The sequence below is a fragment of the Promicromonospora sp. Populi genome (assembly GCF_041081105.1).
Classification (GTDB): Bacteria; Actinomycetota; Actinomycetes; order Actinomycetales; family Cellulomonadaceae; genus Promicromonospora.
On record NZ_CP163528.1, the window covers coordinates 3372746 to 3397883 of the forward strand.

Here is a 25138-nt window from a genome sequence, read left to right on the forward strand (position 1 = left end):
CAGCCGGTACCCACCGAAGCCCTGTAACCGGGATTAGAAACCTCTCACGTCTGTTTGTTGTGGGCGCGATCGTTGGCCCTAAACCGGACGCATCGGCGCAAAGATCGCGCCCACAACAAAGAGGTCAGGCGCGCAGCTCGCGGTACTTCGCGATCAGGGCCGCCGTCGACGGGTCCTGCGCTCCCAGCGCTGCCTCGTCGCCCGCGACCGCCGGAGCGATCTCCAGGGCGAGCTTCTTGCCGAGCTCCACGCCCCACTGGTCGAACGAGTCGATGCCCCAGACGATGCCCTGCACAAACGTGATGTGCTCGTACAGCGCGACGAGCTGCCCCAGCACGGACGGGGTCAGCGCGGGGGCGAGGATCGACGTAGTGGGCCGGTTGCCGCTGAACACCTTCGCGGAGACCAGCTCCTCGGCGACGCCCTCGGCCCGCACCTCGTCGGCTGTCCTGCCGAACGCGAGCGCCTTGGTCTGCGCGAAGAAGTTCGCGAGGAACAGGCCGTGCACGTCGGCGCCCGCGGCGACGGCGCCGCCGTCGCCCACCGGGTCGGTCAGGGGGTAGGCGGGGTTGGCGACGGCGATGAAGTCCGCCGGGATGAGCCGTGTGCCCTGGTGGATGAGCTGGTAGAACGCGTGCTGCCCGTTGGTGCCCGGCTCGCCCCAGAAGACCTCGCCGGTCTCGGACGTGACGGGGGTGCCGTCCGAGCGCACGGACTTGCCGTTGGACTCCATGGTGAGCTGCTGGAGGTACGCCGGGAACCGGTGCAGCAGCTGCGTGTAGGGCAGGACGGCGTGCGTGTGCGCGTCGCGGAAGTTCACGTACCAGACGTTGAGCAGCCCCATCAGCGCGGGCACGTTGCTCTCGAACGGCTCGGTCCGGAAGTGCTCGTCGATCGAGTGGAACCCGGCCAGCAGCTCAGCGAACGCGTCCGGCCCGATCGCCACGGCCAGCGAGGTGCCGATCGCCGAGTCGACGGAGTAGCGGCCGCCCACCCAGTCCCAGAACCCGAAGGCGTTCTCGGGGTCGATCCCGAAGGCCGCCACCTTGTCCAGGGCGGTGGACACCGCGACGAAGTGCTTCGCGACGGCGTCGGCGCGGCCCTCCTCGGAGTCCTCGATGGCACCGGCCGCGATCAGCGAGCGCCACAGCCAGTCGCGCGCGAGCCGGGCGTTGGTGAGGGTCTCCAGCGTGCCGAAGGTCTTGGACGCGACGATGAACAGGGTGGTGGTCGGGTCCAGGTCGGCGGTCTTCTGCGCGACGTCGGTGGGGTCGATGTTGGAGACGAACCGGCACTCCAGGCCGTCCTGGACGTAGGGCTCCAGGGCCTCGTACGCCATGACGGGGCCGAGGTCGGAGCCGCCGATGCCGATGTTCACGATCGTCTTCACGGGCTCGCCGGTGACGCCGGTCCACTCCCCGGAGCGCACCTTCTCGGCGAACGCGTACACCTTGCTGAGCTCGTCCTGCACGTCGGCCGTGATGTCCTGGCCGTCGACGGTCAGGGGGTCCTCGGCCGGGCGGCGCAGCGCGGTGTGCAGCACCGCGCGGTCCTCGGTGACGTTGATGTGCTCACCCGCGAACATCGCGTCGCGGCGCTCGGCGAGCCCGACCTCTTCGGCCAGGGCGAGGAGCGAGGCGAGGACCTCGTCGGTGAGCAGGTTCTTGGACAGGTCCACGTGCAGGTCAGCGGCCTGGTAGCTCAGGCGCTGGGCTCGGGCGGGGTCTTCTGCGAACCAGCCGCGCAGGTCGGGCTGGAGGTTCTTGGAGAGCTCGGTGAGCGAGCCCCAGGCGGTGGTCGTGGTGGCGTCGACAGGCAGACGGGCTGGCACTGAGGTCATGAGACAACCGTAGTGCGGAGCGCCTCCGCCGCAGCCTTTGCCAGTGTCTGATCGGTCACCTCGTAGCCGGCACCGTCGCCGCCGCCGGGCCCGCCGGCGTCGGCCACCGTGCGCTTGGCGGAGAGGTGGACGGCGTCCACACCCACGCTCACCAGGGCCGGGATGTCCGCGGCCGTGATGCCGCCCCCCGCCATGATCTCGATGCCCAGCTCTGCGCTGCGCTCGACGAGGGCGGCAAGGCGGTCCAGGCCCTCGGCCGCTCGGGCCGCGCCGCCGGAGGTGAGCACGCGGGCGACACCCAGCTCGGCCAGCGTGTCGAGGGCGGCGATCGGGTCGGCGACGACGTCGAGCGCCCGGTGGAACGTGACCTCGGCGGTGTCGGCGGCCTCCACCAGGTCGCGCATCCGCGCCTCGTCCACCCGGCCGGACTGCGTCAGCGCGCCCAGCACCACGCCGTCGGCCCCGGCGTCGACCAGGAGGGAGATCTCGCGGAGCATCAGGTCGTGCTCGGCGGACGTGTACACGAACCCGCCGGGCCGGGGCCGCACCAGGACGTGCACCTCCAGGATCGGCGCGCTGTCCGACGTCGGAACTACCGCCGCGGCCTCGACCACCGCCTCGACGAGCGCGGCGCTCGGCGTGATACCGCCGGTGGCGCCGAGCGCGGAGCAGAGCTCGACGCGTCGGGCACCGACATCGGCAGCGATCACCGCCCCGGCCGGGTCCTGGACAGCGAGCTCGAGAGCGACACGTTGGGGCACGTGCGCCAGCGTAGTCGGGTGTAGGGCCGCGTTCGCCCGCCGAGTCGCCGGCCGGGTCTCGCCGCGTCGCCCGCCATGGGCGCGGCCGAGTCGGTAGGGTCCCATGGCATGGCCATCGATCCCAGTGCGATCCTCCAGGGTCGCGCCCCAGGGCGTGCCCCGATCGGAGTCATCCTCGGGATCGTCTTCGCGTCCGTCTGCCTGCTCGTCATCCTGGCGTTCGACGCCGTGACGGGCGGCGCGTCGTTCATCGTCGGGCTGCTGCTCGCGGTGCTGCCGGTCGCCGTCTGGCTGCCGCTGGTGCTCGCGCTGGACCGCCTGGAGCCGGAGCCGGTGAACGCCCTGGTCTTCGCGTTCCTGTGGGGTGCGGGCGTGGCGGCGCTGTTCGCGAGCATCCTGAACACGCTGGGGCTGTCGCTGCTCACCGAGACCGAGCTCACGGGCGATGAGGAGGGCTGGTACCTCGTCGCGACGTTCGTAGCGCCAGTGGTCGAGGAGCTGCTCAAGGGCGCCGTCCTCTTCGGCATGCTGTGGTGGCGGCGGCAGGAGCTGAACGGCCCCACCGACGGCGTCATCTACGCCGCGATGGTGGGCCTCGGCTTCGCCGCGACGGAGAACATCCAGTACTTCATCGACGCCCAGGAGTCGGACCAGCTCGGGTACGTGTTCGTGCTGCGGGCCATCGTCTCGCCGCTGCTGCACCCGCTGTGCACGGCGATGACGGGCATCGGCGTCGCGGTGGCGGCCCTGGCCGGGCCCGGCCGGCTGCGGCGCACGGCGCCCGTCTACGGGCTGTTCGGCGCGATCGGCCTGCACAGCCTGTGGAACGGCTCCACCAAGTTCGGCACCGTCGGGCTCGCTGGCGCATACCTCGTGGGCTTTGTGGTGCTCATCGGGCTCATCGTGATCCTGGCCCGGGACCGCCGTCGGATCGTCCAGCTCATCGACCACTACCTGCCCCTGTACGGGCCGGTGGGCATCGTGACGACCGACGACCTGCGCATGCTCTCCACCCTGCCCGGGCGCCGGGCGGCCCGGCACTGGGCGCGATCCGCGGGCGGCCGGGGGGCCGAGCGGGCCATGACCGACTACCAGCAGGCCGCGACCGAGCTTGCCCTGCTGCACCAGCGGGCCGGCGCCCAGCGCGACCTGGACCCGCACGGCCTGGAGCAGCAGCGGCAGTACCTGGTGTGGCTCATGCAGCAGGCACGCGCCACGTTCCTCGCACGGCAGCCCCGGCCGCCGGCCTCCCCCTGGGGCACCACGGGCTTCGGCCAGGCAGGCCGTTGATCTAGTCAGCGGGTGGCGACCAGGTCCACGATCAGGGCGCGGAGCAGGGCGGTGCGGTCGGCGATCCGGTCGACGAGCACGTGCTCGTCGTCCGCGTGCGCGCCACCGCCCACGGCGCCGAGCCCGTCCAGCGTGGGGGTACCGACGCCCGCGGTGAAGTTGCCGTCGGACGCCCCGCCCACGGCAGCGCCGATCAGCGCAGGCAGCCCGGAAGCTTCGGCGATCCGGGAGGCCCGCGCGAACAGGTCGGCCGACAGCGCGGGCTCCAGCGGCGGCCGGTTGATCCCGCCCTCGATCTCGAACGTTCCACCGGGCAGCACGGGGGTCAGCGCGCGCACCGCGGCGTCGACCCGCTCCTGCTCCGCGACGGTCCGCGCGCGGACGTCCACCGCGAACCATGCCTCGGCCGGGACGGTGTTGCGCGTGGTGCCGGCGGCGGCGACCGTCGGCACCACCGTGGTCCCGAGCTCCGGGTCGCCCAGGGCGGCGACCGCGAGCACCTGGTGCGCCAGCTCGACCAGGGCGTTCACACCCTTCTCGGGTTCCAGGCCGGCGTGCGCGGCCCGGCCCTTGATCAGCACGCGGTAGATGGAGGTGCCCTTGCGCTCCAGCTTCAGCGCGCCGCCGTCGGCGGAGGCCTCCAGCACAAACGCGGCGTCCGCCCCGCGCGCCTCGTCCTCGATGAGAGCCCGGGACGACGGCGAGCCGACCTCCTCGTCCCCCGTCACCAGGAGGGTGACCCCGGTCCGGTCGTCGAGGGACGCGAGCACGTGCAGCGCCATGGCCAGACCGGTCTTCATGTCGAAGCTGCCGGGACCCCGCAGCACGCCGTCGTGGATGCCGAACGGATGTGTCTCCAGCGAGCCGAGCGGCCACACGGTGTCATGGTGCGCCAGCACCAGCACGCGCGTGGGGCCGCCGAGCCGCCACCGCAGGTGGATCCCGAGCCGCTCGGGCTCGACGCCCAGGTGTGCGGAGCCGAGCCGGGCCACCAGCTCGACCGACCGGGCCAGGGCATCCGGGTCCGACGACGGAGACTCGCACTCGACGAGCGTCCGCAGGTCGGCGATCAGCGCGTTGACGTCGAGTGGTGCGTCGGCGTCGAGCCGTGCGTCGGTGGCGGGCAGAGCGGGAGTCTCGTCGAAGGCCATGGGGGCACGGTATCCGTCCGTCCCTGAGGCACGGCGCCGACGGTCAGAGCACGAGCAGCTGCAGCGTGAACGCCGCCGCCGAGACCAGCATCAGCACGCCGGTCGGCACCAGGCCCGCCCAGTCCTTCACACGCAGGTGCGTGATCATGGCGCCGAGGAAGTACAGGACGAAGCACCCGGTCGCCGCGATTCCGATCGGCGCCCACCAGATCCCGGCGAGGGTGCCGGCCGCTCCCGCGATGAGCAGGGCACCGAGCACCGGCACCAGCCGCTCGGGCACACCGAGGTGGGTGTTCATCTGCTGGGGCATCTCCGAGCCGGGCCGCACCTTGTTGTAGCCGCTGCCGGCGGTGGCGAGGGCAAGCAGGGCAGAGACGATGACATGAGCGACGAACACGGGTCCTCCGAGGACGATGGCCGGGCCTGGCCGGCGAGAAGAGCGCGCCCTGATCGGGCACGCTCTGAATGGTCCGGGACCCGCGAGGGCTTGCCAAGGACGGGGTTAGCAACTCACTATTAGTAAGTGACTTCCCAGACGACGAGGCCCTTGGCCCGCACCCCCGAGAACCCCGTGAGCGAGGGCGACTGCCAGCTCTTCCAGCGCACCGTCGAGCTCACCGGCCGCCGCTGGTCAGGCGCCATCCTGTGGGCCGCGGTCGCGGGTGCTCGGCGCTTCGTCGAGTACCGCCGCTTCGTCGCGGGAATCTCCGACCGGCTGCTGACCCAGCGGCTGCGCGAGCTCGAACAGCAGGGGTTCATCACGCGCGAGGTGGTACCGACCATGCCCGTGCAGATCCTGTACACACCGACCGAGGCGGGGGCCGAGCTGATCGCCGCCATGCAGCCCCTGGGCGAGTGGGGGGCCAAGCACCGGGACGTCCTGGAGCGGATCGAGCCGGAGTAGGACACAGGGGTCTCGACAGGCCCGACCACCGCCGGCCGAACCTGTCGAGACCCCGCACGTCAGAGCTCGAGGTCGAAGCTCCCCGCGCCAACTCCGGTCAACGTGGTCGTGTTCGCGGTGAGGTACCGGGCCAGGTACGGCGCCGGCTCACCCTGGGTGGCGACGTCGGCGGCCGGGTCCTGCAGGTCGAGCAACAATCGCGCGCCCGTCACGGTCACGGTGTTGCCGGACGGTTCGTCCAACCAGCCGCTGGGCGTGATGGTCCCGACCTGCACACCGAGCTGGTGCCCGGCCACGAGCGTCCAGTCGGTCGACTTCAGGTCGAGCTCCAGCCGCCCGGCCCGCTCGATGAGCGCCACGTTCTCGTCGAACAGGGTCGCCCTGCCGCCCGGACCGATGTCCCAGAGCCGCACCAGCACGTTTCCGGCCGCGCCGGCGGTGAGCTCCACCGACGGGGTCCCGGTGATCCGCACGTCCGCGGCAACCGGCGTCGAGTACGTCAGGTACGACGTCGCGGCTATCCGGAGCGACCCGTTCCGCTCGGGCAACAGCTCGGGCAGCTGCCCTGGCAATTGCTCAGGGAGGGCCGGGGCGTTCTCCATGTCCCAGCCGCCCACCTGCGCCGTCGTCAGCCCGGAAGCCGAACCGGAACCCGACCCGGAAACCGAGGTACGGCCGTTGTCCAGGTAGGAGCCGCTGTCCAGGGTGGCCACAACGGGGCTGGCGACCTCGGGCCACGTGTCCTGCGCACGCCATGCGCCGGTGTTGTCCTGGATCGCGTACGCCGGGTCCTCGACGCCGGGCTCGATGCCCTTGAGGAACTCGTCGTAGAACCGCAGCATCTCGTCGTAGAAGCCCGCGCGGCCCATGGCGAGCCGCCCGTCGGGGACGGTGTCGCCGCCCCGCACGTGGTCCCACGGGCCGAGCCAGCCGCGCTCCACGCCCGTGTGGTTGTCGAGGTAGACCTGCATGTCCTCGGGCTTCGTGTTGGGCTCGATGAAGCCCTGGGTCACGAAGAGCGGAGTGTCGGTGCCGGCCGCGTCGTCGGCCAGGTTGCGGGCGTCCCAGTACGCCGAGGCGAGGTCCGGCTCGTCGGGGTCCGAGAGATTGTTCGAGAGGCACTCCGGGTGCGCGCGCTCGTAGCGGGCATTCGCGGCGTAGTGCGCGTCGTCGCCCGCCATGGGCGCCATCGTCGCTATGCCGTTGTACGCGTTGGGTGTCCCGGTCACGTTGGGCCGCGCCACCTCGTTGCTCCACAGGTAGTTGTACATGTTCCACACCGGCTCCTGGGCCACCACCGCCTTGAGCGGCTCCAGGCCCAGGTTGTTGCCGGCCAGCCCGGTGACGGCGTCGTACGACTTGCCGTACATGCCCACGTCGCCCGTGGACCACGGCTGGCTCGCCGACCACTCGATCGCGGCGGCGATGTCGGCCTGCTCGCCGGGCCCGACCCAGTCGAGGCACCCGGTGCTGCCGCCGAAACCACGGTTGTCGACCATGACAAACGTGTACTCGTTGGCCATCAGGTCGGCGCCGTTGATGAAGTCCTGGAACCGCGCCGACGGGCCCACGATGGCCCAGCCCTCCGAGCCGGTCTGCCCGGCGTGCGCGAAGTAGGGCCCGACCGACAGGATCACCGGCGTCTGCGCATCCGGGGCCAGATGAGCGGGTCGCAGGATGTCGGCGTGCAGCTCCGCGCCGCCCGCCGACGGGAAGTACGCCTCGGTCCACGCGGCGCCCTCGGGCACCCGCTCGTTCTCCTCGTGGGTGATCGGATCGGCAGCGGCCAGATCTACGGCGGCCTGCCCGGCGACGGCGGACATACCACCCGTCGCCAGCGTGAGCGTGGCCACTGTGGCGACCATTGGCACCGTTCTGCGAAGTCTCGTCCCGAGTCTCATCGAAGCGCCCTCCCAGGGTGAAAGCCGGTCAGATTTGTCCGGTTCACCCGAGAGGGTAGGGATTATTTACCCACAATGCACGTATTTGCCCAAGATTTGACGCAGACGTAACAATTCGCCAGCCGGGGCCATGCCCACAGTCAGCCGCGCAGCCCCAGGAACTCCGCCACACGGTCCGACGCCGGTGCGGTCCGCAGCTCGTCCGGCGCGGCCACCTGCAGCAGCCGTCCCCGGTCCAGCACACCGACCCGGTCGGCCACGGCGGACGCCTCAGCGTGGTCGTGCGTCACGAACACCGCGGTAGTCCCCGTCTCGACCAGCGCGGCCCGCACCTCGCCCGCCAGCCGCTCCCGGAGCTGCCGGTCGAGCGCGGACAGCGGCTCGTCGAGGAGCAGCAGGCGGGGCCGGGGAGCCAGGGCGCGCGCGAGGGCGACCCGCTGCTGCTCCCCGCCCGACAGCGTGGGCACCGCCCGCTGCTCGTACCCGGCGAGCCCGACGAGGTCGAGCAGCTCGGTCACCCGGGTGTCCCGTTCCTGGCGGGTGAGCGGTTGGGTCTCCAGCCCGTAGGACACGTTGCGCCGCACGTCCCGGTGCGGGAACAGCTGACCGTCCTGGAACATCAGCCCGAACCGGCGCTTGTGCACCGGGACCCCGGCGAGGTCCGCGCCGTCGTACAAGACCTGACCGCCGGCCAGGGGTTCCAGCCCGGCCACCGCGCGCAGCAGCGACGACTTGCCGCACCCGCTCGGGCCGAGCAGCGCGACGATCTCGCCGGCCGCGACGGTCAGCGATACCCCGTCGACGGCGGTGGCGTTCCCGTAGCGCACCGAGACGTCCCTGATCTCCAACCCAGTCATCAGAGCTCCCCTCCGGCGCGCTCGTCGCGCAGTTGTTCAGCCATCATCATCACGCCGGCCGTCAGCGCGGCGAGCACCACCGCCGCCGCGAGCGCCATCCCATAGTTCTCCGCGCCGGGCCGCCCGATGAGCCGGTAGATGACTACGGGCAGGGTGGCGCCGTCGGGCCGCGCGAGGAACGACGTCGCGCCGAACTCGCCGAGGGAGACCGCGAAGGCGAACCCGGTGGCCAGGCCGACCGAGCGCAGGGCGATCGGCAGGTCCACGGTGCGTAGCACGCGGCCCGGGCCGGACCCGAGCACTGCGGCGACCTCGCGCAGGCGGGGGTCGATCGCGCGGAGCACGGGCAGGACGGTGCGGACGACGAGCGGCACGGCGACGACGGCCTGCGCCACGGGGACGAGCAGCCCGGAGGTCCGCAGGTCCACGCCCAGCACGGGCTGGTCCATGGTGATGAGGAATCCGAAGCCGACGGTGACGGCGGATACGCCGAGCGGCAGCATGAACAGCCCGTCCAGTCCTCCGACGGCGCGGCGCGCGCCCAGGGACCGCGGCCGCCGGGACACCACGAGCGCCACAAGAGCGCCCACGACCAGCGAGATCAGAGTGGCGACGAGCGCGACCCGCAGCGACGTCGCCGTGGCCTCCCATACCGTCACGACCAGGGCGTTCCGCTCGCCGGTGGTCCCGAGCGCCACATAGTTGCCCGGTCCCCAGGACCCGTCCGGCTCCCGGAAGGACCGGGCGACCAGCCCGGCCAGGGGCAGCACCATCAGCCCGATGACGATCGCCGCGCCCGCCAGCGCTGCTGTCACGTCGCGGGGCGAGCGCCAGGTCAGCGGCCGGGCCGTGCCGCGCGCCGGTACGAGGTGCAGCGCGGCCTCGCGGCCCCTGCGGGCCCGCGCGGAGACGACGAGCGCTCCGGAGATGACAACAAGCTGCAGGATCGACAGCACCGACGCCGACCGCAGGTCCAGGAACTGGGTGGTGCGGGTCCAGATCTCGGTCTCGATGGTCCCGTACCGCACGCCGCCGAGCACCAGCACCACCCCGAACGCGGTGGCGCAGAACAGGAACACCACCGAGGCGGCCGACGCGACGGCGGGCGCCAGCGACAGCAGCGTCACGGTCCGGAAAACGCGCGCGGGCCCGGCGCCGAGCGAGGCGGCGGCTTCCTCGGCGCGCGGGTCAAGCCGCTCCCACAGCCCGCCGACGGTCCGCACCACTACAGAAACGTTGAAGAAGACGAGCGCGACGACTATCCCGGCCAGGGACTCCTCGAGCCCGAGGAAGCCGAGCATGCCGGTGGGCGCGAACAGCGTGCGGAACGCCACGCCGACCACCACGGCGGGCAGCACAAACGGCACGGTGACCAGCCCGCGCACCAGGCCGCGCCCGGGGAAGGACCGCCGGTACAGCAGGTAGGCGAGCGGCAGGCCGAGCAGCACCGAGAAGGCGGTGCCCAGCGCCGCCTGGGTCAGCGTGAGCCCCACGAGCCGCCACGTGCGCGGCCGGGACAGCACGTCGGTAAAGCCGGTGAGGTCGAGCGCGCCGTCGGGCACGAACCCACGGACGACGAGCGCGGCCACCGGCCACGCGAAGAAGATCGCGAGGAAGGCGAGGGGGACGGCGACCGCTACGGCCCAGAACAGCGGCGCGGGCCGCAGGCCGCGCCTCAGCCGGCTGTCGCTCAACCGGCCCCTCAACCGACCACGGTCTCGGTCCATCGCTCGATCCACTCGTCGCGGTGCTCGCTCACCTGGTCCGGGTCCACCTCGAACGGCGTGTCGGCCTGGGGCGCGAACCGCTGCCAGTCGTCGGGGAGCGCCACCGAGGAGTCGGCCGGATACATGTACATCGACTCCGGCAGCGCGGCCTGCACGTCCTGCGTGAGCAGGAAGTCCACGAGCGCCTGGGCGCCCTCGGGGTTGTCGCTGCCCGCGAGCACGCCCGCGTACTCGACCTGCCGGAAGCAGGTCTCCAGCAGGGCGCTCGTGGTCGTCTCCGAGCCGTCCTCAGTCACCGTGAACGCGGGTGACGTCGCGTACGACAGCGCGAGCGGACGCTGGCCGCCCTCGCCCGCCCCCGAGAAGTCCACGTAGTACGCGTCCTCCCAGGAGTCGGCGACCTGGACGCCGTTGTCCACGAGCGAGGCCCAGTAGTCCTCGAACCCGTCCTCGCCGAAGGCTCCGATCGTCGCCAGGAGGAACGCAAGTCCCGGCGACGACGTCGCAGGGTTGGCCACCACGAGCAGGTCCCGGTACTGCGGGTCCGCCAGGTCCTCCAGGGTCACCGGCACGTCAAGGCCGGACTGAGCGAACCAGGCCTGGTCGGCATTGATGCAGACGTCGCCCTGGTCGACCGGGGTCAGCGCCCCACCGAGCTGCTCGACGCCGTCCGGCAGCTCGGCAGGGGTGTACTCGTCGAGCACCCCCGCCTCCAGCGCGCGGGAGGCGAACGTGTTGTCGATGCCGAACACCGCGTCGCCGAGCGGGGCGTCCCTGGTCAGCACAAGCTGGTTCACCAGGGTGCCGGCGTCACCCGCGGCGGAGACCTCCAGGGTGTACCCGGACTCCTCCTCGAACTGGGCGACGAGCTCCTCGTCGAGCGCCCAGGAGTCATGGGTCACCAGGGTCACGGTGCCCGACGCCGACGGGTCGCCGCCGGTCCCTTCTGCGCCGGAGCCGCCGGAACAACCGGCGACCAGCAGCGACACGGCGAGTGCCCCGGCGACCATGCTCGCGGCCGTGCCGGGATGGATGGTGCCCCTGTGGGCACCGGAAGGACGCGACATCGTGCCTCCGACTTCCTCCGCCGGTGCTACCCGGATCAGGTTCAAGGGTCTGCGGCTCTCCGCACTCTCAGCGCCATCAGGCGCTCCCCTGTCGTTTCGTAAGGGAGCCTAGTCGCCCGCCGGGGGCTACGGTGTGCAGGTGGCTCAGATTGAGACGGAACAGACACTCGCCGAGAAGGTGGGCACCCTCGCGCTGACGATCGCGGCCGGCTGGGTCGCGCAGAAGGCGGTCAGCCTGATCTGGAAGGGCGTGACGGGTAACGACGCCCCCAACAAGCCGGACGACCCGGAGCTGGACCTGGTGCAGGCCGCCGTGTTCGCGGCGGTCGCGGCCGGGACCGCGGTGTTCGCCAAGCGCCTGGCGGCGAAGGGCGCGCACCAGGCGGCGGTACGGTTCGCGGCGCGTCGTTCAGCCGTGTGACCGGACGCCGTGTGACCGAATGCCGTGCGACCGAGTGCGGCCCCGGTCTGTAGGTCGTGACACCCTGGTCGCGTGAGCTTCACGCATCTTGATGACCGCGGCCAGGCCCGCATGGTCGACGTCACCGCCAAGCAGCCGACCATCCGCTCCGCCACGGCTTCGGGCACGGTGCGGTGCGCATCCGCCGTCGTGCAGGCACTGCGTGACGGCGCCGTGCCCAAGGGCGACGTGCTGGCAGTGGCGCGCATCGCGGGCATCGCCGCGGCCAAGCGGACGCCGGAGCTGCTGCCGCTGGCCCATGTGATCGGTGTGCACGGCGCGGCGGTGGACCTCGAGGTGACCGACGACGGCGTCACCATCACCGCCACGGTCCGCACCGCCGACCGCACGGGTGTCGAGATGGAGGCCCTCACGGCCGTGGCCGTCGCCGGCCTGGCCGTGATCGACATGGTGAAGGGCCTGGACAAGTCCGTCTCGCTCGCCGACGTGCGGCTGGAGCGCAAGACCGGCGGCAAGTCGGGCGACTGGGAACGCGCGGAATGATCACGGTCCGCTACTTCGCCGGCGCCCGCGAGGCCGCAGGCCGCGCCACTGAACAGCTCGGCGGCCCGATGTCGGTCGCCGCCCTCCGTGGCGCGCTCACCGCCGCTCACCCGCGCCTGGACGCCGTGCTGCCGAAGTGCGCCCTGCTGATCGCCGGCGCCCGGTCGACGTCGGACGAGGCGGAGGTCCCGGACAACGTCACCGTCGACGTGCTGCCCCCCTTCGCAGGAGGCTGACCCCTCTTTGGTGGTGGGGCAGTGTTTGGTGGTGGGCAGTGGTCGTTAGTGGGTCAGTGGTCGGCGCCGTCGAGCTGGGCGAGCACGTGCGGCCAGAGCGCGAGGACCACGTCAACCCCGTCCCGCACGCCCCCGGAGGAGCCGGGCAGGTTCACCACGAGCGCCCGCGTCCCGTCTCCGGCGTGCGCCACACCCGCCAGCCCCCTGGAGAGCGCGGCGGTCGGCACCCCCGCGGCGGTGCCGCGCTGACGAATCGCCTCGGCAATCCCCGGGATCTCGTAGTCGAGCACCAGCCGCGTGCCCTCGGGAGTGAGGTCCCGCGGCGTGATGCCCGTCCCGCCGGTGGTGAGGACCAGCCGGGCGCCGGCGCCGAGCGCGGTCCGCAGCACATCGCGGACCTGCTCGACGCCGTCGGGCACCAGGTGGGTGACCACGTCGGTGTGGTGCGCCTCGCGCAGCAGACCCACCGCCGTCGGACCTGACTGGTCTTCTGCCTCGCCCCGTGCACAACGGTCGGAGACGGTGATTACCGCAACTCGGTCGGACGTCATGCCGACACGCTATCGGCCTCCGGCTCCTCGCTCACAGCAACCTTGGCAGTCTCGGCGGCTTCGGCGGCCTTGGCCTGGCGGTGTGCGCGCACCGACCATGCGACGGCGGCGGCCCAGGCGACCCAGATCACGGCGTACACGGCGATCGCCACGCCCTCGGGGGCGGCGATCCAGTCGCTGCGGAGCAGCGTGCGCGAGTTGGTCAGGACGATGACGCCGCCCACGAGCGAGCCGAGGATGCGCGGGGGCACGATCCGCACCAGGTAGGCAGCGATCGGTGCGGCGATCAGGCCACCGATGAGCAGGGCCAGCACCCAGGTGAAGTCGATGCCCTCGCCGCTGAGGCCGACGAAGAAGCCGATGCTCGCGGCCACAGCCACCAGGAACTCGCTGGTGTCGATCGAGCCGATCACCTTCCGCGGCTCCAGGCGCCCACTCGCGAGGATCGCAGGCGTGCCGACGGGGCCCCAGCCGCCGCCGCCGGTGGCGTCGAAGAAGCCGGCCACCAGGCCGAGGGGGGCGAGGAATCGCTTGCGCAGCGGCTTGTCCGAGCGGGGCGGCAGGCCCCGGACCGTGAAGCGGATGAGGATGTAGATCCCGAGCGCCAGCAGGATCAGCGACATCACGGGACCAGCTACCTCTGTCGACAGCGACGAGAGGAAGGTGGCACCGGCGAACGCACCGATCGCACCGGGGATGCCGATCTTGGCGACCACCTTCCAGTCCACGTTGCCGAAGCGCCAGTGCGAGGCGCCGGAAGCGAGGGTGGTACCGATCTCGGCGAGGTGCACGGTGGCCGACGCCGCGGCCGGGTTGGTGCCGATCGCGAGCAGGAGCGTCGTGGAGGTGACGCCGTAGGCCATGCCCAGACTGCCGTCGACGAGTTGCGCGCCAAGGCCGACGAGCGCGAGCAAGATCAGGGTTCTCATGGTCGTGTGACCTTCCGGGTCCGGGGGAGTACGGCCAAGCCGTACAAAACGGCCCGCGTCAGGGTATCCGCCCCACCCGGTCGGAAACAACAAGCATCTCAAGGATCGGATAAGCCCGCATATTCAAAGGGATTCGAGGCCCTTCAACATCTCACGGGTTGGACCAGGCCGAGTCACCCTGCGTCAGCGCCCGGACTTCGTCCGGCAGCGTGCCCGACACCAGGTCAGCGAGCGATACCGCCTCCAGCACCGCACGCACGTTGGCACGCAGCGCTACCCAGACGTGCAGGAGGGGCGCGGCCGGCCCCTGGAACTCCAGGTCGGACGGCCGGCTTCCCCGGACGAAGACGAGTGGCCCGTCCACGGCGCGGACCACGTCGGCGATCGTGATCGACTCGGCCGCCCGCGCCAGGCGGTACCCGCCGCCCGCACCGCGGTGGCTCGTGACGAGTCCGTCGCGGCGCAGATCACTCAGGATCCCCTCCAAAAAGCGGTGGGGGATGTCCTGAGCCCGGGCCAGGGTCTCGGCGCGGACAGGTCCGTCGTGGTCGGCGGCCGCCAACTCTGCTGCTGCTCGGACGGCGTAGTCGGCTCGTGCGGAGATCCTCATGGGCCCATTCTCTCCTGCGTGCCGCCCATGGTGTGCTGGGCGGCCTGGCCGTCAGGCCAGGATGTGACCAGCCAGCTGCGCCGAGGCCGCGAACGAGCCGGTGAGCGGCAGCTCCGACAGGATCACCGCCTGCGCGGCGTGATAGACGTCGGGCTTGCCGACCCACGTGCGGCCTGACGGGTGGTTCTCCGTGTCGAGCTCGTGGTGCCACGAACCGTGCTGACCGTCGACCAAGTGGTCCTGGATCCAGGCCCACCACTCGGCCTCGAGCTCGGCGTAGCGCGCGTCGCCGGTAACACGCCACAGCACGTGCGCAGTGGCTGCTCCTTCGGCCGCTACCCAGTGGAACCGGCGGGCTTCGACCGGTTGGCCGGCCCAGTCAGTGGTGTACACAAAGCCACCGCCGCCCTCGGCGTCCCACCCGTCCGCCACAGCGCGGTCGAAGAGCTTCGTCGCCGCCTCGGTCCGGTGTCCGGCAGTGCCCGCCTCCGCATCGATCTGCAGCAGCAGCCGCGCCCACTCCAGCCCGTGCCCCGGCGTGGCGCCGTACGGCTTGAACGGGTCGTGCGGCCGGTCGGCGTTGTACTCGAGGAGCGGGCTCCACTCGGCGTCGAAGTGCTCGGGGATGCGCCAGTCGTTCGACCTGGCCCAGCCCACCACACGATCGCCGATCGCGGCCGCCCGTTCGAGCCAGATCGGGTCCCCGGTGGCACCATGAGCCGCGAGCAGTGCCTCGACGGAGTGCATGTTCGCGTTCACCCCGCGGTAGTCCGACGTCGTGGACCAGTCACGCGACCGTTCGTCCAGGTGCAAGGCGTGCTCCGGCTCCCAGAACCGCGCGTCGAGCACCGCAAGAGCCTCAGTGAGCAGCTCAGGCGCACCAGGGATGCCGGCGACCTTGCCGGTCGAGGCGGCCAGCACGACGAAGGCATGCGCATAGGCCTCCTTGTTACCCACCAGCTCGTCGCCCGCACCGCGTGCGGCAAGCCACCCGCCGAACTCGGGGTCCGCCAGCACCTCCTGCAGGCCGCTGATCGCCCGCGCGGCATACTCGCCGGCCCCGCTCACCCCCAGCAGATGCCCGACGGCGAAGATGTGCGCCATGCGCGCCGTAATCCACGTCTCAACCGGATGCGAGGTGTCGGGCTGTCCCAGGTCGTCGAGCCAGCAAGCGGCCCCGTCCTCGCGGATCGACCCTTCGGCAAAACGCAGCAGCGAGACGAAGTGACCGCGGCGCCACTCGGAGTCGGTACGGCCTGCGGGCTGGCTGCTGGTGGGAACCGCGCCGGTGCGGGTTGCTTCTGCGTTCACACGACCACGATAGTCGCGGCAACTGTGTGATCGGCAAGTTGCCCAGGGCGTGGTCGCCCACGGGCTGCAAGCGGGAAAGGCTGGGAAATGCCGTAAGGGGGTGGGAGTCTCTTCTCGAGCGATCACACGATCGCAAGAGAAGAGCCTCCCACCCCCTTACGGGAATGGTTGTCCGGCGGCGTCCTACTCTCCCACCCCGTCTCCAAGGCAGTACCATCGGCGCTGTAGGGCTAAGCTTCCGGGTTCGGAATGGGACCGGGCGTTTCCCCTACGCTAAGACCACCGTAACGCTATCGAGAACAAGGCAACCCCTTTTTGCCCTCACCAGGCGCCCCTTCGAGAAGGGGGTTGTGGCGGGGTGGGGGTGGTGCCCGTGACTCGGGAACCGCATAGTGGACGCGTCGCAAAACATTTGATGATTATTACCCGTGTTGGGTGGTGTTGAAGTTGTTGGCAGTTAGTACCGGTCAGCTCCACAGGTCTTTAGTCCCTGCTTCCACATCCGGCCTATCAACCCAGTGGTCTGCTGGGTGCCTCTCACACCACAAGGGTGTATGGAAACCTCATCTCGAAGCAGGCTTCCCGCTTAGATGCTTTCAGCGGTTATCCCTTCCGAACGTAGCCAACCAGCCATGCTCCTGGCGGAACAACTGGCACACCAGAGGTTCGTCCGTCCCGGTCCTCTCGTACTAGGGACAGCCCTTCTCAAGTTTCCTGCGCGCGCAGCGGATAGGGACCGAACTGTCTCACGACGTTCTAAACCCAGCTCGCGTACCGCTTTAATGGGCGAACAGCCCAACCCTTGGGACCTACTCCAGCCCCAGGATGCGACGAGCCGACATCGAGGTGCCAAACCATGCCGTCGATATGGACTCTTGGGCAAGATCAGCCTGTTATCCCCGGGGTACCTTTTATCCGTTGAGCGACGGCGCTTCCACAAGCCACCGCCGGATCACTAGTTCCGACTTTCGTCCCTGCTCGACCTGTCGGTCTCACAGTCAAGCTCCCTTGTGCACTTGCACTCGATACCTGATTACCAACCAGGCTGAGGGAACCTTTGAGCGCCTCCGTTACATTTTAGGAGGCAACCGCCCCAGTTAAACTACCCACCAGGCACTGTCCCTGAACCAGATCATGGTCCGAGGTTAGACATCCGAAGCGATCAGAGTGGTATTTCAACAATGACTCCACCCGAGCTGGCGCCCGGACTTCACAGTCTCCCACCTATCCTACACAAACCGCACCGAACACCAATACCAAGCTATAGTAAAGGTCCCGGGGTCTTTCCGTCCTGCTGCGCGTAACGAGCATCTTTACTCGTAGTGCAATTTCGCCGAGTTCGCGGTTGAGACAGCGGAGAAGTCGTTACGCCATTCGTGCAGGTCGGAACTTACCCGACAAGGAATTTCGCTACCTTAGGATGGTTATAGTTACCACCGCCGTTTACTGGGGCTTAAATTCTGAGCTTCGCCCAAGGGCTGACTCGTCCTCTTAACCTTCCAGCACCGGGCAGGCGTCAGTCCGTATACATCGTCTTGCGACTTCGCACGGACCTGTGTTTTTAGTAAACAGTCGCTTCTCCCTGGTCTCTGCGGCCCTCCCCGCGTCCCCCAGCAAGTGGGTTAACAGTTCAGGCCCCCCTTCTCCCGAAGTTACGGGGGCATTTTGCCGAGTTCCTTAACCACGATTCACTCGATCGCCTTAGTATTCTCTACCTGACCACCTGAGTCGGTTTAGGGTACGGGCGGCTAGTCCCTCGCGTCGAGGCTTTTCTAGGCAGCATAGGATCACCAGATTCCCACCAAAGTGGTCTCTATCAGCTCTCACCCTATGTGTTCCACGGATTTACCTATGGAACGGGCTACGACCTTGGACATGGACAACCATCGCCACGCCTGGCTACCTTCCTGCGTCACCCCTGTTAACACGCTTACCTACTACCGGATCAGGTCCCACGCCTTACTCACGATGTCACCCGAAGGTGACGGTGTGAGGTTGGGGTGGTTAGTATCACCGGGCTCGGTATGGGCGGTACTTCGCCGGTAGGAGAATATCAACTCCTTGTCCATCGACTACGCCTGTCGGCCTCGCCTTAGGTCCCGACTTACCCAGGGCGGATGAACCTGGCCCTGGAACCCTTGGTCATTCGGCGGACGGGATTCACACCCGTCATTCGCTACTCATGCCTGCATTCTCACTCGTGTAGGCTCCACCGCTAGGTCACCCTGCGACTTCACTGCCCACACGACGCTCCCCTACCCACCCACACACCTGAACACACACCACAAGGATGCATGCTGGGCTAACGTATGAGTGCCACGGCTTCGGCGGTGTGCTTGAGCCCCGCTACATTGTCGGCGCGGAATCACTTGACCAGTGAGCTATTACGCACTCTTTCAAGGGTGGCTGCTTCTAAGCCAACCTCCTGGTTGTCTGTGCAACTCCACATCCTTTCCCACTGAGCACACGCTTAGGGGCCTTAGCCGGTGATCTGGGCTGTTTCCCTCTCGACCACGGAGCTTATCCCCCGCAGTCTCACTGCCGCGCTTGCACTTACCGGCATTCGGAGTTTGGCTGACGTCAGTAACCTGGTGAGGCCCATTAGCCATCCAGTAGCTCTACCTCCGGCAAGAAACACGCGACGCTGCACCTAAATGCATTTCGGGGAGAACCAGCTATCACGAAGTTTGATTGGCCTTTCACCCCTAACCACAGGTCATCCCCCAGGTTTTCAACCCTGGTGGGTTCGGTCCTCCACGCCGTCTTACCGGCGCTTCAACCTGCCCATGGCTAGATCACTTCGCTTCGGGTCTAGACCCGGCGACTATGGACGCCCTATTCGGACTCGCTTTCGCTACGGATACCCCACACGGGTTAACCTCGCCACCGAGCACTAACTCGCAGGCTCATTCTTCAAAAGGCACGCCGTCACCCCTGCTAAGAAGGCTCCGACGGATTGTAGGCACACGGTTTCAGGTACTATTTCACTCCCCTCCCGGGGTACTTTTCACCTTTCCCTCACGGTACTTGTCCGCTATCGGTCACTAGGTAGTATTTAGGCTTAGCAAGTGGTCTTGCCAGATTCACACGAGATTTCACGGGCCCCGTGCTACTTGGGATCCCCTCCACCAGGCCGCACCATTTCGTCTACGGGACTCCCACCCACTACGGTCCGGTATTCAACCCGGTTCGACTATGACACGACTTTCTTACTGGCTGAAGAACTGTCAGATTCTCCCAGAAGGTCCCACAACCCCGCACACGCAACGCCTGACAGCTTGACACGCATACGGTTTGGCCTCATCCGCTTTCGCTCGCCACTACTCACGGAATATCTCTTCCTGTCGGTACTGAGATGTTTCACTTCCCGACGTTCCCTCCACACACCCTATACATTCAGGCGCGGGTAACCGAACATGACTTCGGCTGGGTTCCCCCATTCGGAGACCCTCGGATCACAGCTCGTCTGCCAACTCCCCGAGGATTATCGCAGGCTACAACGTCCTTCTTCGGCTCCTAGTGCCAAGGCATCCACCAATGTGCCCTAAAAAACTTCAACAAACCAACAATCACAGAAACCAAGAAACAAACCATGACAACAACCACAAACCCACCCAGGAAACCTGGGAGATCCATGGTCACACATCACGGTCGCAGTCTTGGAAAAAATCAAAGATGCTCGCGTCCACTATGCAGTTCTCAAGCAACGGACGAACCCACCAGGCACACCATGACCACCACTACCGGACACGCCGGCTGGTATGACCACGACCCAATGACCCGTACCTCAATCCAGAAACACCCACACACCCCCCACACCATCCACGAGGGACAGTCAGGGAAGCGGGCCGGTTGTCTCAGGACCCAACAGTGTGCTTGGCAGACCCCCGTCCACGACCAGCCGCGTTCCAGCCCGTGACAAGCACCGGCGTACTAGCAACCAACCCGCGAGCGAGCAGTCTTTCGTCAATGTTCCACCCATGAGCAACCACCCCAGACGCGTACGGCCTGGGCCTGGCCTCTGCCACCAGCACCATGCCACCCAGATCCGAAGACCTGTCAGTCCGAAGACCTGGCAGCGGTTGGCGTCCCCCGGTGTCCGGGGGCCTGATGGAGATGAGCTCCTTAGAAAGGAGGTGATCCAGCCGCACCTTCCGGTACGGCTACCTTGTTACGACTTAGTCCCAATCGCCAGTCCCACCTTCGACCACTCCCTCCCTTGCGGGTTGGGCCGTGAGCTTCGGGTGTTACCAACTTTCGTGACTTGACGGGCGGTGTGTACAAGGCCCGGGAACGTATTCACCGCAGCGTTGCTGATCTGCGATTACTAGCGACTCCGACTTCACGGGGTCGAGTTGCAGACCCCGATCCGAACTGAGACCGGCTTTTTGGGATTCGCTCCACCTCACGGTATCGCAGCCCTCTGTACCGGCCATTGTAGCATGCGTGAAGCCCAAGACATAAGGGGCATGATGATTTGACGTCATCCCCACCTTCCTCCGAGTTGACCCCGGCAGTCTCCCATGAGTCCCCGGCATAACCCGCTGGCAACATAGGATAAGGGTTGCGCTCGTTGCGGGACTTAACCCAACATCTCACGACACGAGCTGACGACAACCATGCACCACCTGTGTACGAGTGTCCAAAGAGTTCGTCATCTCTGACGCGTTCTCGTACATGTCAAGCCTTGGTAAGGTTCTTCGCGTTGCATCGAATTAATCCGCATGCTCCGCCGCTTGTGCGGGCCCCCGTCAATTCCTTTGAGTTTTAGCCTTGCGGCCGTACTCCCCAGGCGGGGCACTTAATGCGTTAGCTACGGCACAGAACGAGTGGAACCCGCCCCACACCTAGTGCCCAACGTTTACGGCATGGACTACCAGGGTATCTAATCCTGTTCGCTCCCCATGCTTTCGCTCCTCAGCGTCAGTAACTGCCCAGAGACCTGCCTTCGCCATCGGTGTTCCTCCTGATATCTGCGCATTCCACCGCTACACCAGGAATTCCAGTCTCCCCTACAGCACTCTAGTCTGCCCGTACCCGATGCAAGCCCACAGTTGAGCCATGGGATTTCACACCAGACGCGACAGACCGCCTACGAGCTCTTTACGCCCAATAATTCCGGACAACGCTTGCGCCCTACGTATTACCGCGGCTGCTGGCACGTAGTTAGCCGGCGCTTCTTCTGCAGGTACCGTCACTCTCGCTTCTTCCCTGCTGAAAGAGGTTTACAACCCGAAGGCCGTCATCCCTCACGTGGCGTCGCTGCATCAGGCTTTCGCCCATTGTGCAATATTCCCCACTGCTGCCTCCCGTAGGAGTCTGGGCCGTGTCTCAGTCCCAGTGTGGCCGGTCGCCCTCTCAGGCCGGCTACCCGTCGACGCCTTGGTAGGCCATTACCCCACCAACAAGCTGATAGGCCGCGAGCCCATCCCCCACCGAAAAACTTTCCAACACCCACCATGCGGCAAGTGTTCATATCCGGTATTAGACCTCGTTTCCAAGGCTTATCCCGAAGTAGGGGGCAGGTTGCTCACGTGTTACTCACCCGTTCGCCACTGATCCACCCAGCAAGCTGAGCTTCACCGTTCGACTTGCATGTGTTAAGCACGCCACCAGCGTTCGTCCTGAGCCAGGATCAAACTCTCCGTAAAAGAGAAACATCCACACCCCACCCAAAGACGAGGCATGAACAATGATACCGACCAGACTAAACCTGGCTAGATTCAGTCCAACCAAACAAAACCCCTACAAGCGTCACTCCACCAACCGAAAAGTCAGCAAAGCCACACCCACACAGGGCATAAAACATTGGCATTGACTATCAAGCACACTGTTGAGTTCTCAAACAACCGACGCACACCGCCAGAGTCATCATCCGCTGGATGCTGACCCCATCCGGGGCAACCTCTTTAACTTACCAGACCGGAACCCGCCTCGCAAATCCGCTGGTTCGAAGAACCAGCTCGCTCTGCAAGAGAGGGATCCACATCCGATATCCCGCAGGGCAGTGTTTATCGCCCTGCATCAGAGATGGGATCCAGCCCCGGCGCGGCCACTCGATCCGTTTCCGGGCCTCGTGTCCGTCGGCCCGTCGGGCTGACATCCAGAACAATACGTCAGGCTCTGGGGTGCGTCAAAGCCGGGACGCGTGACAGCGGACACAGAGCCGCAGTTCACCGGCTGTTTTTCCAAGAGGACCTCAGGGCGGGGCGGTCCGAAGCCATGCCGAGCGGCCCCTGCGGCCCCCTGGGCCGCTCCCTCGGGCGCGGACAGGCCAAGAACTCCCCTGGTCGGCCATGTCTACGTAATCTTTGATTCAGATTTCGCCATCAAGGCAGATCGCACTCGCCAAGCGTCCCGAGCGGGCGCCTAGTCCGCTGCAGAGCGCAGCCGGAGGCCCAGCAGCTCCTCGAGCTCGCCGTGCGTCAACCCGTAGGTCTCGACCACCCGTGCCCCGTCCCCGGCGGGAAGACCCGGTCCCACGTCGATCACCGCCACGTCGCTGTAGATCCGCGACACGCAGCCGACACCGGTGAGCGGGAGCGTGCACTCGCTCACGAGCTTCGGCCGGCCGTCCTTGGTCAGCAGCGTCATCATGACGACGCTTCGCTTGGCACCCACCGCGAGGTCCATCGCCCCGCCCACAGCGGGGACCGCACCAGCCTTGCCCGTGGACCAGTTCGCGAGGTCACCGGACGTCGAGACCTGGAACGCACCCAGCACGCAGATATCGATGTGCCCGCCGCGCATCATGGCGAACGAGTCCGCCTGATGGAAGTACGCGGCCCCGCGGAGCTCCGTCACGGGGGCCTTGCCCGCGTTGATGAGCTCCGGGTCCGCGAGCTCCGGGTCGGGTGCCGGTCCCATACCCAGCAGCCCGTTCTCCGTGTGCAGCGTGATACCCGAGTTCTCGGGCAGATGGTCACCCACGAGCGTCGGGAGGCCGATACCCAGGTTCACGTACGAACCTGGAGGGATGTCCGCGGCCACCCGCGCGGCCATCTGCGCTCTGGACAGCGGCGCACTACCCAGTGCGCCGGCCTCGATCATCTCGGCGCTCATGATGCGGCTCCCCGGTCCGCGGGCCCGGTGCCCGCAAGTGCGGTGACGCCGTCTACCGGCACCACGGCGTCGACGTATATGCCTGGGGTCACCACCGTCTCGGGATCGATGGACCCGGTCGGCACGACCTCACTCACCTGCACAACCGTCCGTCGCGCGGCGGTCGCCATGACGGGCCCGAAGTTCCGGGCGGTCTTGCGGTAGACGAGGTTCCCGACGCCGTCGGCCCGGTGTGCCTTGACCAGCGCGACGTCGGCGCGAATGGGGGACTCGAAGACCATGGGGACGCCGTCGATCAAACGGGTCTCCTTGCCCTCGGCCAGAGGCGTGCCGTAGCCCGTCGGCGTGAAGAAGCCGCCGAGGCCTGCGCCCGCCGCGCGGATGCGCTCGGCCAGGTTGCCCTGCGGCACCAGCTCGAGCTCGATGTCGCCCGCGCGATACGCGGCGTCGAAGTGCCAGGAGTCGACCTGGCGGGGGAACGAGCACACGATCTTGCGCACGCGGCGCTCACCGATGAGCCGGGCCAGGGCGTCCTCGCCGTTGCCCGCGTTGTTGGAGACGACGACGAGGTCGCCGGCGCCCTGTTCCAGCAGCGCCTCGACCAGCTCGACCGGCTGACCAGCAGGGCCGAAGCCGCCGATCATGACCGTCGAGCCGTCGGCGACGTCGCCCACCGCTTCCAGCGCCGTCCGCGCGAGATGGACACTCATGCGCCGGCCCGCACATTCTCCAGGACCACGGCCATGCCCTGGCCGACGCCGATGCAGATCGCCGCGACGCCCCAGCGCCGGTTCTCCGCGACCAGCCGGCGCGCGAGGGTGCCGAGGATCCGGGTGCCCGACGCACCGAGCGGGTGGCCGAGGGCGGTCGCGCCGCCCCACGCGTTCACGATGTCCGGGTCGATGCCCCACGCGTCGACGCAGGCGAGCGACTGAGCGGCGAACGCCTCGTTGAGCTCGACCGCACCGACGTCGGCCCAGCCGATGCCGCTCTTCGCGAGGGCTCGGTCGGCGGCCTCCACCGGGGCGTAGCCGAAGTACTGCGGCTCGTTCCCCACCGAGGCGCGGCCCGCGATGCGGGCCAGCGGCTCCAGGCCGATGTCGTCCGCCACCGACTCGGAACCGATCAGGGCGGCGCTCGCGCCGTCCGTCAACGGGGAAGCGTTCCCCGCGGTGATGGTGCCGCCCTCCGCGCGGAAGGACGGTTTCAGCGCTGCCAGCTTCTCCAGGGTGCCGCCCGGGCGGATGGGCTCGTCGCGCTGCAGGTCGGAATCGGGATGGGCACTGACCAGATCGTCGTACCGGCCGGCCTCCCACGCCTCGTGCGCCAGGCGGTGGCTGCGCAGCGCGAACTCGTCCTGGCGCTCCCGCGTGACGCCGTACTTCTCGCGGAGGCGCTCCGTGGCCTCGCCGAGGGAGACTGTCCAGTCGGGCTGCATCTTCGAGTTGACCAGGCGCCAGCCGAGGGTGGTGGAGACGAGCTCCGTGTTGCCCGCTGGGTAGGGCCGCTCCGGCTTGAGCAGGACCCAGGGAGCGCGGCTCATCGACTCGACACCCCCCGCCACAACGACCTCGGCGTCACCGGACTCCACGGCGCGCGCCGCCTGGACCGCTGCCTCCAACGACGAGCCGCACAACCGGTTCACCGTGACGCCCGGGACGGACAGCGGCAACCCGGCCAGCAGGACTGCCATGCGTGCCACGTCCCGGTTCTCCTCGCCGGCACCGTTCGCGTTGCCGAGGATCACGTCGTCGATCCGGGCCGGGTCCAGGCCCGGTGCCCGACGTACCTGCTCTCCGACGACGAACGCCGCGAGGTCGTCCGGACGTACCGTCGCGAGAGCGCCGCCGTAGCGGCCGAAGGGCGTGCGCACCGCGTCGTAGACGAATGCCTGCCTCATCGAACTACACCCCTGTCCGTTCGCAATGCGCACACAAGTTCCGTATGCGTACGCTCACGGTAACAGCCAGGCCCGGG

Annotated in this window: 20 protein-coding genes, 3 rRNA genes and 1 riboswitch; of the genes, 5 read left to right on the plus strand and 18 right to left on the minus strand. The window is 68.0% G+C overall.

Annotated elements, in window-relative coordinates; genetic code table 11:
* Positions 1 to 124: 124 nt before the first annotated feature.
* Together pgi and AB1046_RS15320 are read right to left on the minus strand one after the other, a co-directional pair.
* On the minus strand, positions 125 to 1840 hold the full coding sequence (gene pgi / locus AB1046_RS15315) for a glucose-6-phosphate isomerase (protein WP_369370167.1): 1716 nt from the start codon (positions 1838 to 1840) through the stop codon (positions 125 to 127).
* Positions 1837 to 2601, minus strand: coding sequence for a copper homeostasis protein CutC (locus AB1046_RS15320; RefSeq protein WP_369370168.1), 765 nt, complete (start codon positions 2599 to 2601; stop codon positions 1837 to 1839). Before AB1046_RS15320 ends, pgi begins: the two co-directional genes overlap by 4 nt.
* Before the next feature lie 108 nt (positions 2602 to 2709).
* On the opposite strand from AB1046_RS15320, the gene AB1046_RS15325 reads away from it, so the two are divergent.
* On the plus strand, positions 2710 to 3891 hold the full coding sequence (locus AB1046_RS15325) for a PrsW family intramembrane metalloprotease (protein ID WP_369370169.1): 1182 nt from the start codon (positions 2710 to 2712) through the stop codon (positions 3889 to 3891).
* Positions 3892 to 3896: 5 nt separating this feature from the next.
* Here the strand turns inward: AB1046_RS15325 and AB1046_RS15330 are convergent, their stop codons facing one another.
* Together AB1046_RS15330 and AB1046_RS15335 are read right to left on the minus strand one after the other, a co-directional pair.
* Positions 3897 to 5042 (minus strand): M20 family metallopeptidase, encoded by a 1146-nt coding sequence (locus AB1046_RS15330; RefSeq protein WP_369370170.1) that lies wholly within the window; start codon positions 5040 to 5042, stop codon positions 3897 to 3899.
* A gap of 43 nt (positions 5043 to 5085) precedes the next feature.
* Positions 5086 to 5439, minus strand: coding sequence for a DoxX family protein (locus AB1046_RS15335; RefSeq protein ID WP_369370171.1), 354 nt, complete (start codon positions 5437 to 5439; stop codon positions 5086 to 5088).
* Between the two features lie 126 nt (positions 5440 to 5565).
* On the opposite strand from AB1046_RS15335, the gene AB1046_RS15340 reads away from it, so the two are divergent.
* Complete coding sequence (locus AB1046_RS15340) at positions 5566 to 5946, plus strand: winged helix-turn-helix transcriptional regulator (protein ID WP_369370172.1); 381 nt, start codon at positions 5566 to 5568, stop codon at positions 5944 to 5946.
* A 59-nt stretch (positions 5947 to 6005) separates the two neighbouring features.
* On the opposite strand, the gene AB1046_RS15345 is transcribed toward AB1046_RS15340, so the two are convergent.
* The 4 genes from AB1046_RS15345 to AB1046_RS15360 all read right to left on the minus strand — a co-directional run bounded on the left by AB1046_RS15345 (position 6006) and on the right by AB1046_RS15360 (position 11498).
* On the minus strand, positions 6006 to 7811 hold the full coding sequence (locus tag AB1046_RS15345; protein WP_369370173.1) for a CocE/NonD family hydrolase: 1806 nt from the start codon (positions 7809 to 7811) through the stop codon (positions 6006 to 6008).
* Positions 7812 to 7987: 176 nt separating this feature from the next.
* Positions 7988 to 8704, minus strand: coding sequence for an ABC transporter ATP-binding protein (locus AB1046_RS15350; protein ID WP_369370174.1), 717 nt, complete (start codon positions 8702 to 8704; stop codon positions 7988 to 7990).
* Positions 8704 to 10398 carry an ABC transporter permease gene (locus AB1046_RS15355; protein ID WP_369370175.1) on the minus strand — a complete coding sequence of 565 codons (1695 nt, stop codon included), beginning with the start codon at positions 10396 to 10398 and terminating at the stop codon, positions 8704 to 8706. The genes AB1046_RS15350 and AB1046_RS15355 overlap by 1 nt, the downstream gene beginning before the upstream one ends.
* 8 nt (positions 10399 to 10406) lie before the next feature.
* Complete coding sequence (locus AB1046_RS15360) at positions 10407 to 11498, minus strand: thiamine ABC transporter substrate binding subunit (RefSeq protein WP_369370176.1); 1092 nt, start codon at positions 11496 to 11498, stop codon at positions 10407 to 10409.
* A riboswitch (TPP riboswitch) is annotated at positions 11494 to 11598 on the minus strand. Its footprint overlaps the gene before it by 5 nt.
* A gap of 39 nt (positions 11599 to 11637) precedes the next feature.
* Here AB1046_RS15360 and AB1046_RS15365 point away from each other — a divergent pair.
* The 3 genes from AB1046_RS15365 (at position 11638) to AB1046_RS15375 (ending at position 12698) form a co-directional block, all read left to right on the plus strand.
* Positions 11638 to 11919 carry a DUF4235 domain-containing protein gene (locus tag AB1046_RS15365; protein WP_369370177.1) on the plus strand — a complete coding sequence of 94 codons (282 nt, stop codon included), beginning with the start codon at positions 11638 to 11640 and terminating at the stop codon, positions 11917 to 11919.
* Positions 11920 to 11991: 72 nt separating this feature from the next.
* Positions 11992 to 12462: a cyclic pyranopterin monophosphate synthase MoaC gene (gene moaC / locus AB1046_RS15370; RefSeq protein WP_369370178.1), complete on the plus strand. Its 471-nt coding sequence runs from the start codon at positions 11992 to 11994 to the stop codon at positions 12460 to 12462.
* Complete coding sequence (locus AB1046_RS15375; protein WP_369370179.1) at positions 12459 to 12698, plus strand: MoaD/ThiS family protein; 240 nt, start codon at positions 12459 to 12461, stop codon at positions 12696 to 12698. The genes moaC and AB1046_RS15375 overlap by 4 nt, the downstream gene beginning before the upstream one ends.
* 53 nt (positions 12699 to 12751) lie before the next feature.
* Here AB1046_RS15375 and AB1046_RS15380 read toward each other — a convergent pair whose 3' ends face one another.
* The 10 genes from AB1046_RS15380 to AB1046_RS15425 form a co-directional block, all read right to left on the minus strand.
* On the minus strand, positions 12752 to 13249 hold the full coding sequence (locus tag AB1046_RS15380) for a molybdenum cofactor biosynthesis protein B (RefSeq protein WP_369370180.1): 498 nt from the start codon (positions 13247 to 13249) through the stop codon (positions 12752 to 12754).
* Positions 13246 to 14178 carry a sulfite exporter TauE/SafE family protein gene (locus AB1046_RS15385; protein WP_369370181.1) on the minus strand — a complete coding sequence of 311 codons (933 nt, stop codon included), beginning with the start codon at positions 14176 to 14178 and terminating at the stop codon, positions 13246 to 13248. The genes AB1046_RS15380 and AB1046_RS15385 overlap by 4 nt, the downstream gene beginning before the upstream one ends.
* Positions 14179 to 14329: 151 nt before the next feature.
* Positions 14330 to 14788, minus strand: a complete 459-nt coding sequence (locus tag AB1046_RS15390; protein WP_369370182.1) for an Rrf2 family transcriptional regulator — start codon at positions 14786 to 14788, stop codon at positions 14330 to 14332.
* Between the two features lie 51 nt (positions 14789 to 14839).
* Positions 14840 to 16099, minus strand: a complete 1260-nt coding sequence (locus AB1046_RS15395) for an AGE family epimerase/isomerase (protein ID WP_369370183.1) — start codon at positions 16097 to 16099, stop codon at positions 14840 to 14842.
* Positions 16100 to 16269: 170 nt separating this feature from the next.
* Positions 16270 to 16386 (minus strand): 5S ribosomal RNA (gene rrf, locus AB1046_RS15400).
* Positions 16387 to 16537: 151 nt separating this feature from the next.
* Positions 16538 to 19658: ribosomal RNA gene (locus tag AB1046_RS15405) — 23S ribosomal RNA — on the minus strand.
* A 570-nt stretch (positions 19659 to 20228) separates the two neighbouring features.
* A 16S ribosomal RNA gene (locus AB1046_RS15410) occupies positions 20229 to 21750 on the minus strand.
* The 16S, 23S and 5S rRNA genes sit together here, the layout of an rRNA operon.
* A 718-nt stretch (positions 21751 to 22468) precedes the next feature.
* The gene (locus AB1046_RS15415) at positions 22469 to 23161 is read right to left on the minus strand and encodes a 3-oxoacid CoA-transferase subunit B (RefSeq protein WP_369370184.1); all 693 of its coding nucleotides are present in this window, start codon (positions 23159 to 23161) and stop codon (positions 22469 to 22471) included.
* Positions 23158 to 23871, minus strand: coding sequence for a 3-oxoacid CoA-transferase subunit A (locus tag AB1046_RS15420; protein ID WP_369370185.1), 714 nt, complete (start codon positions 23869 to 23871; stop codon positions 23158 to 23160). The genes AB1046_RS15415 and AB1046_RS15420 overlap by 4 nt, the downstream gene beginning before the upstream one ends.
* On the minus strand, positions 23868 to 25061 hold the full coding sequence (locus AB1046_RS15425; protein ID WP_369370186.1) for an acetyl-CoA C-acyltransferase: 1194 nt from the start codon (positions 25059 to 25061) through the stop codon (positions 23868 to 23870). The genes AB1046_RS15420 and AB1046_RS15425 overlap by 4 nt, the downstream gene beginning before the upstream one ends.
* Between the last annotated feature and the right edge of the window lie 77 nt (positions 25062 to 25138).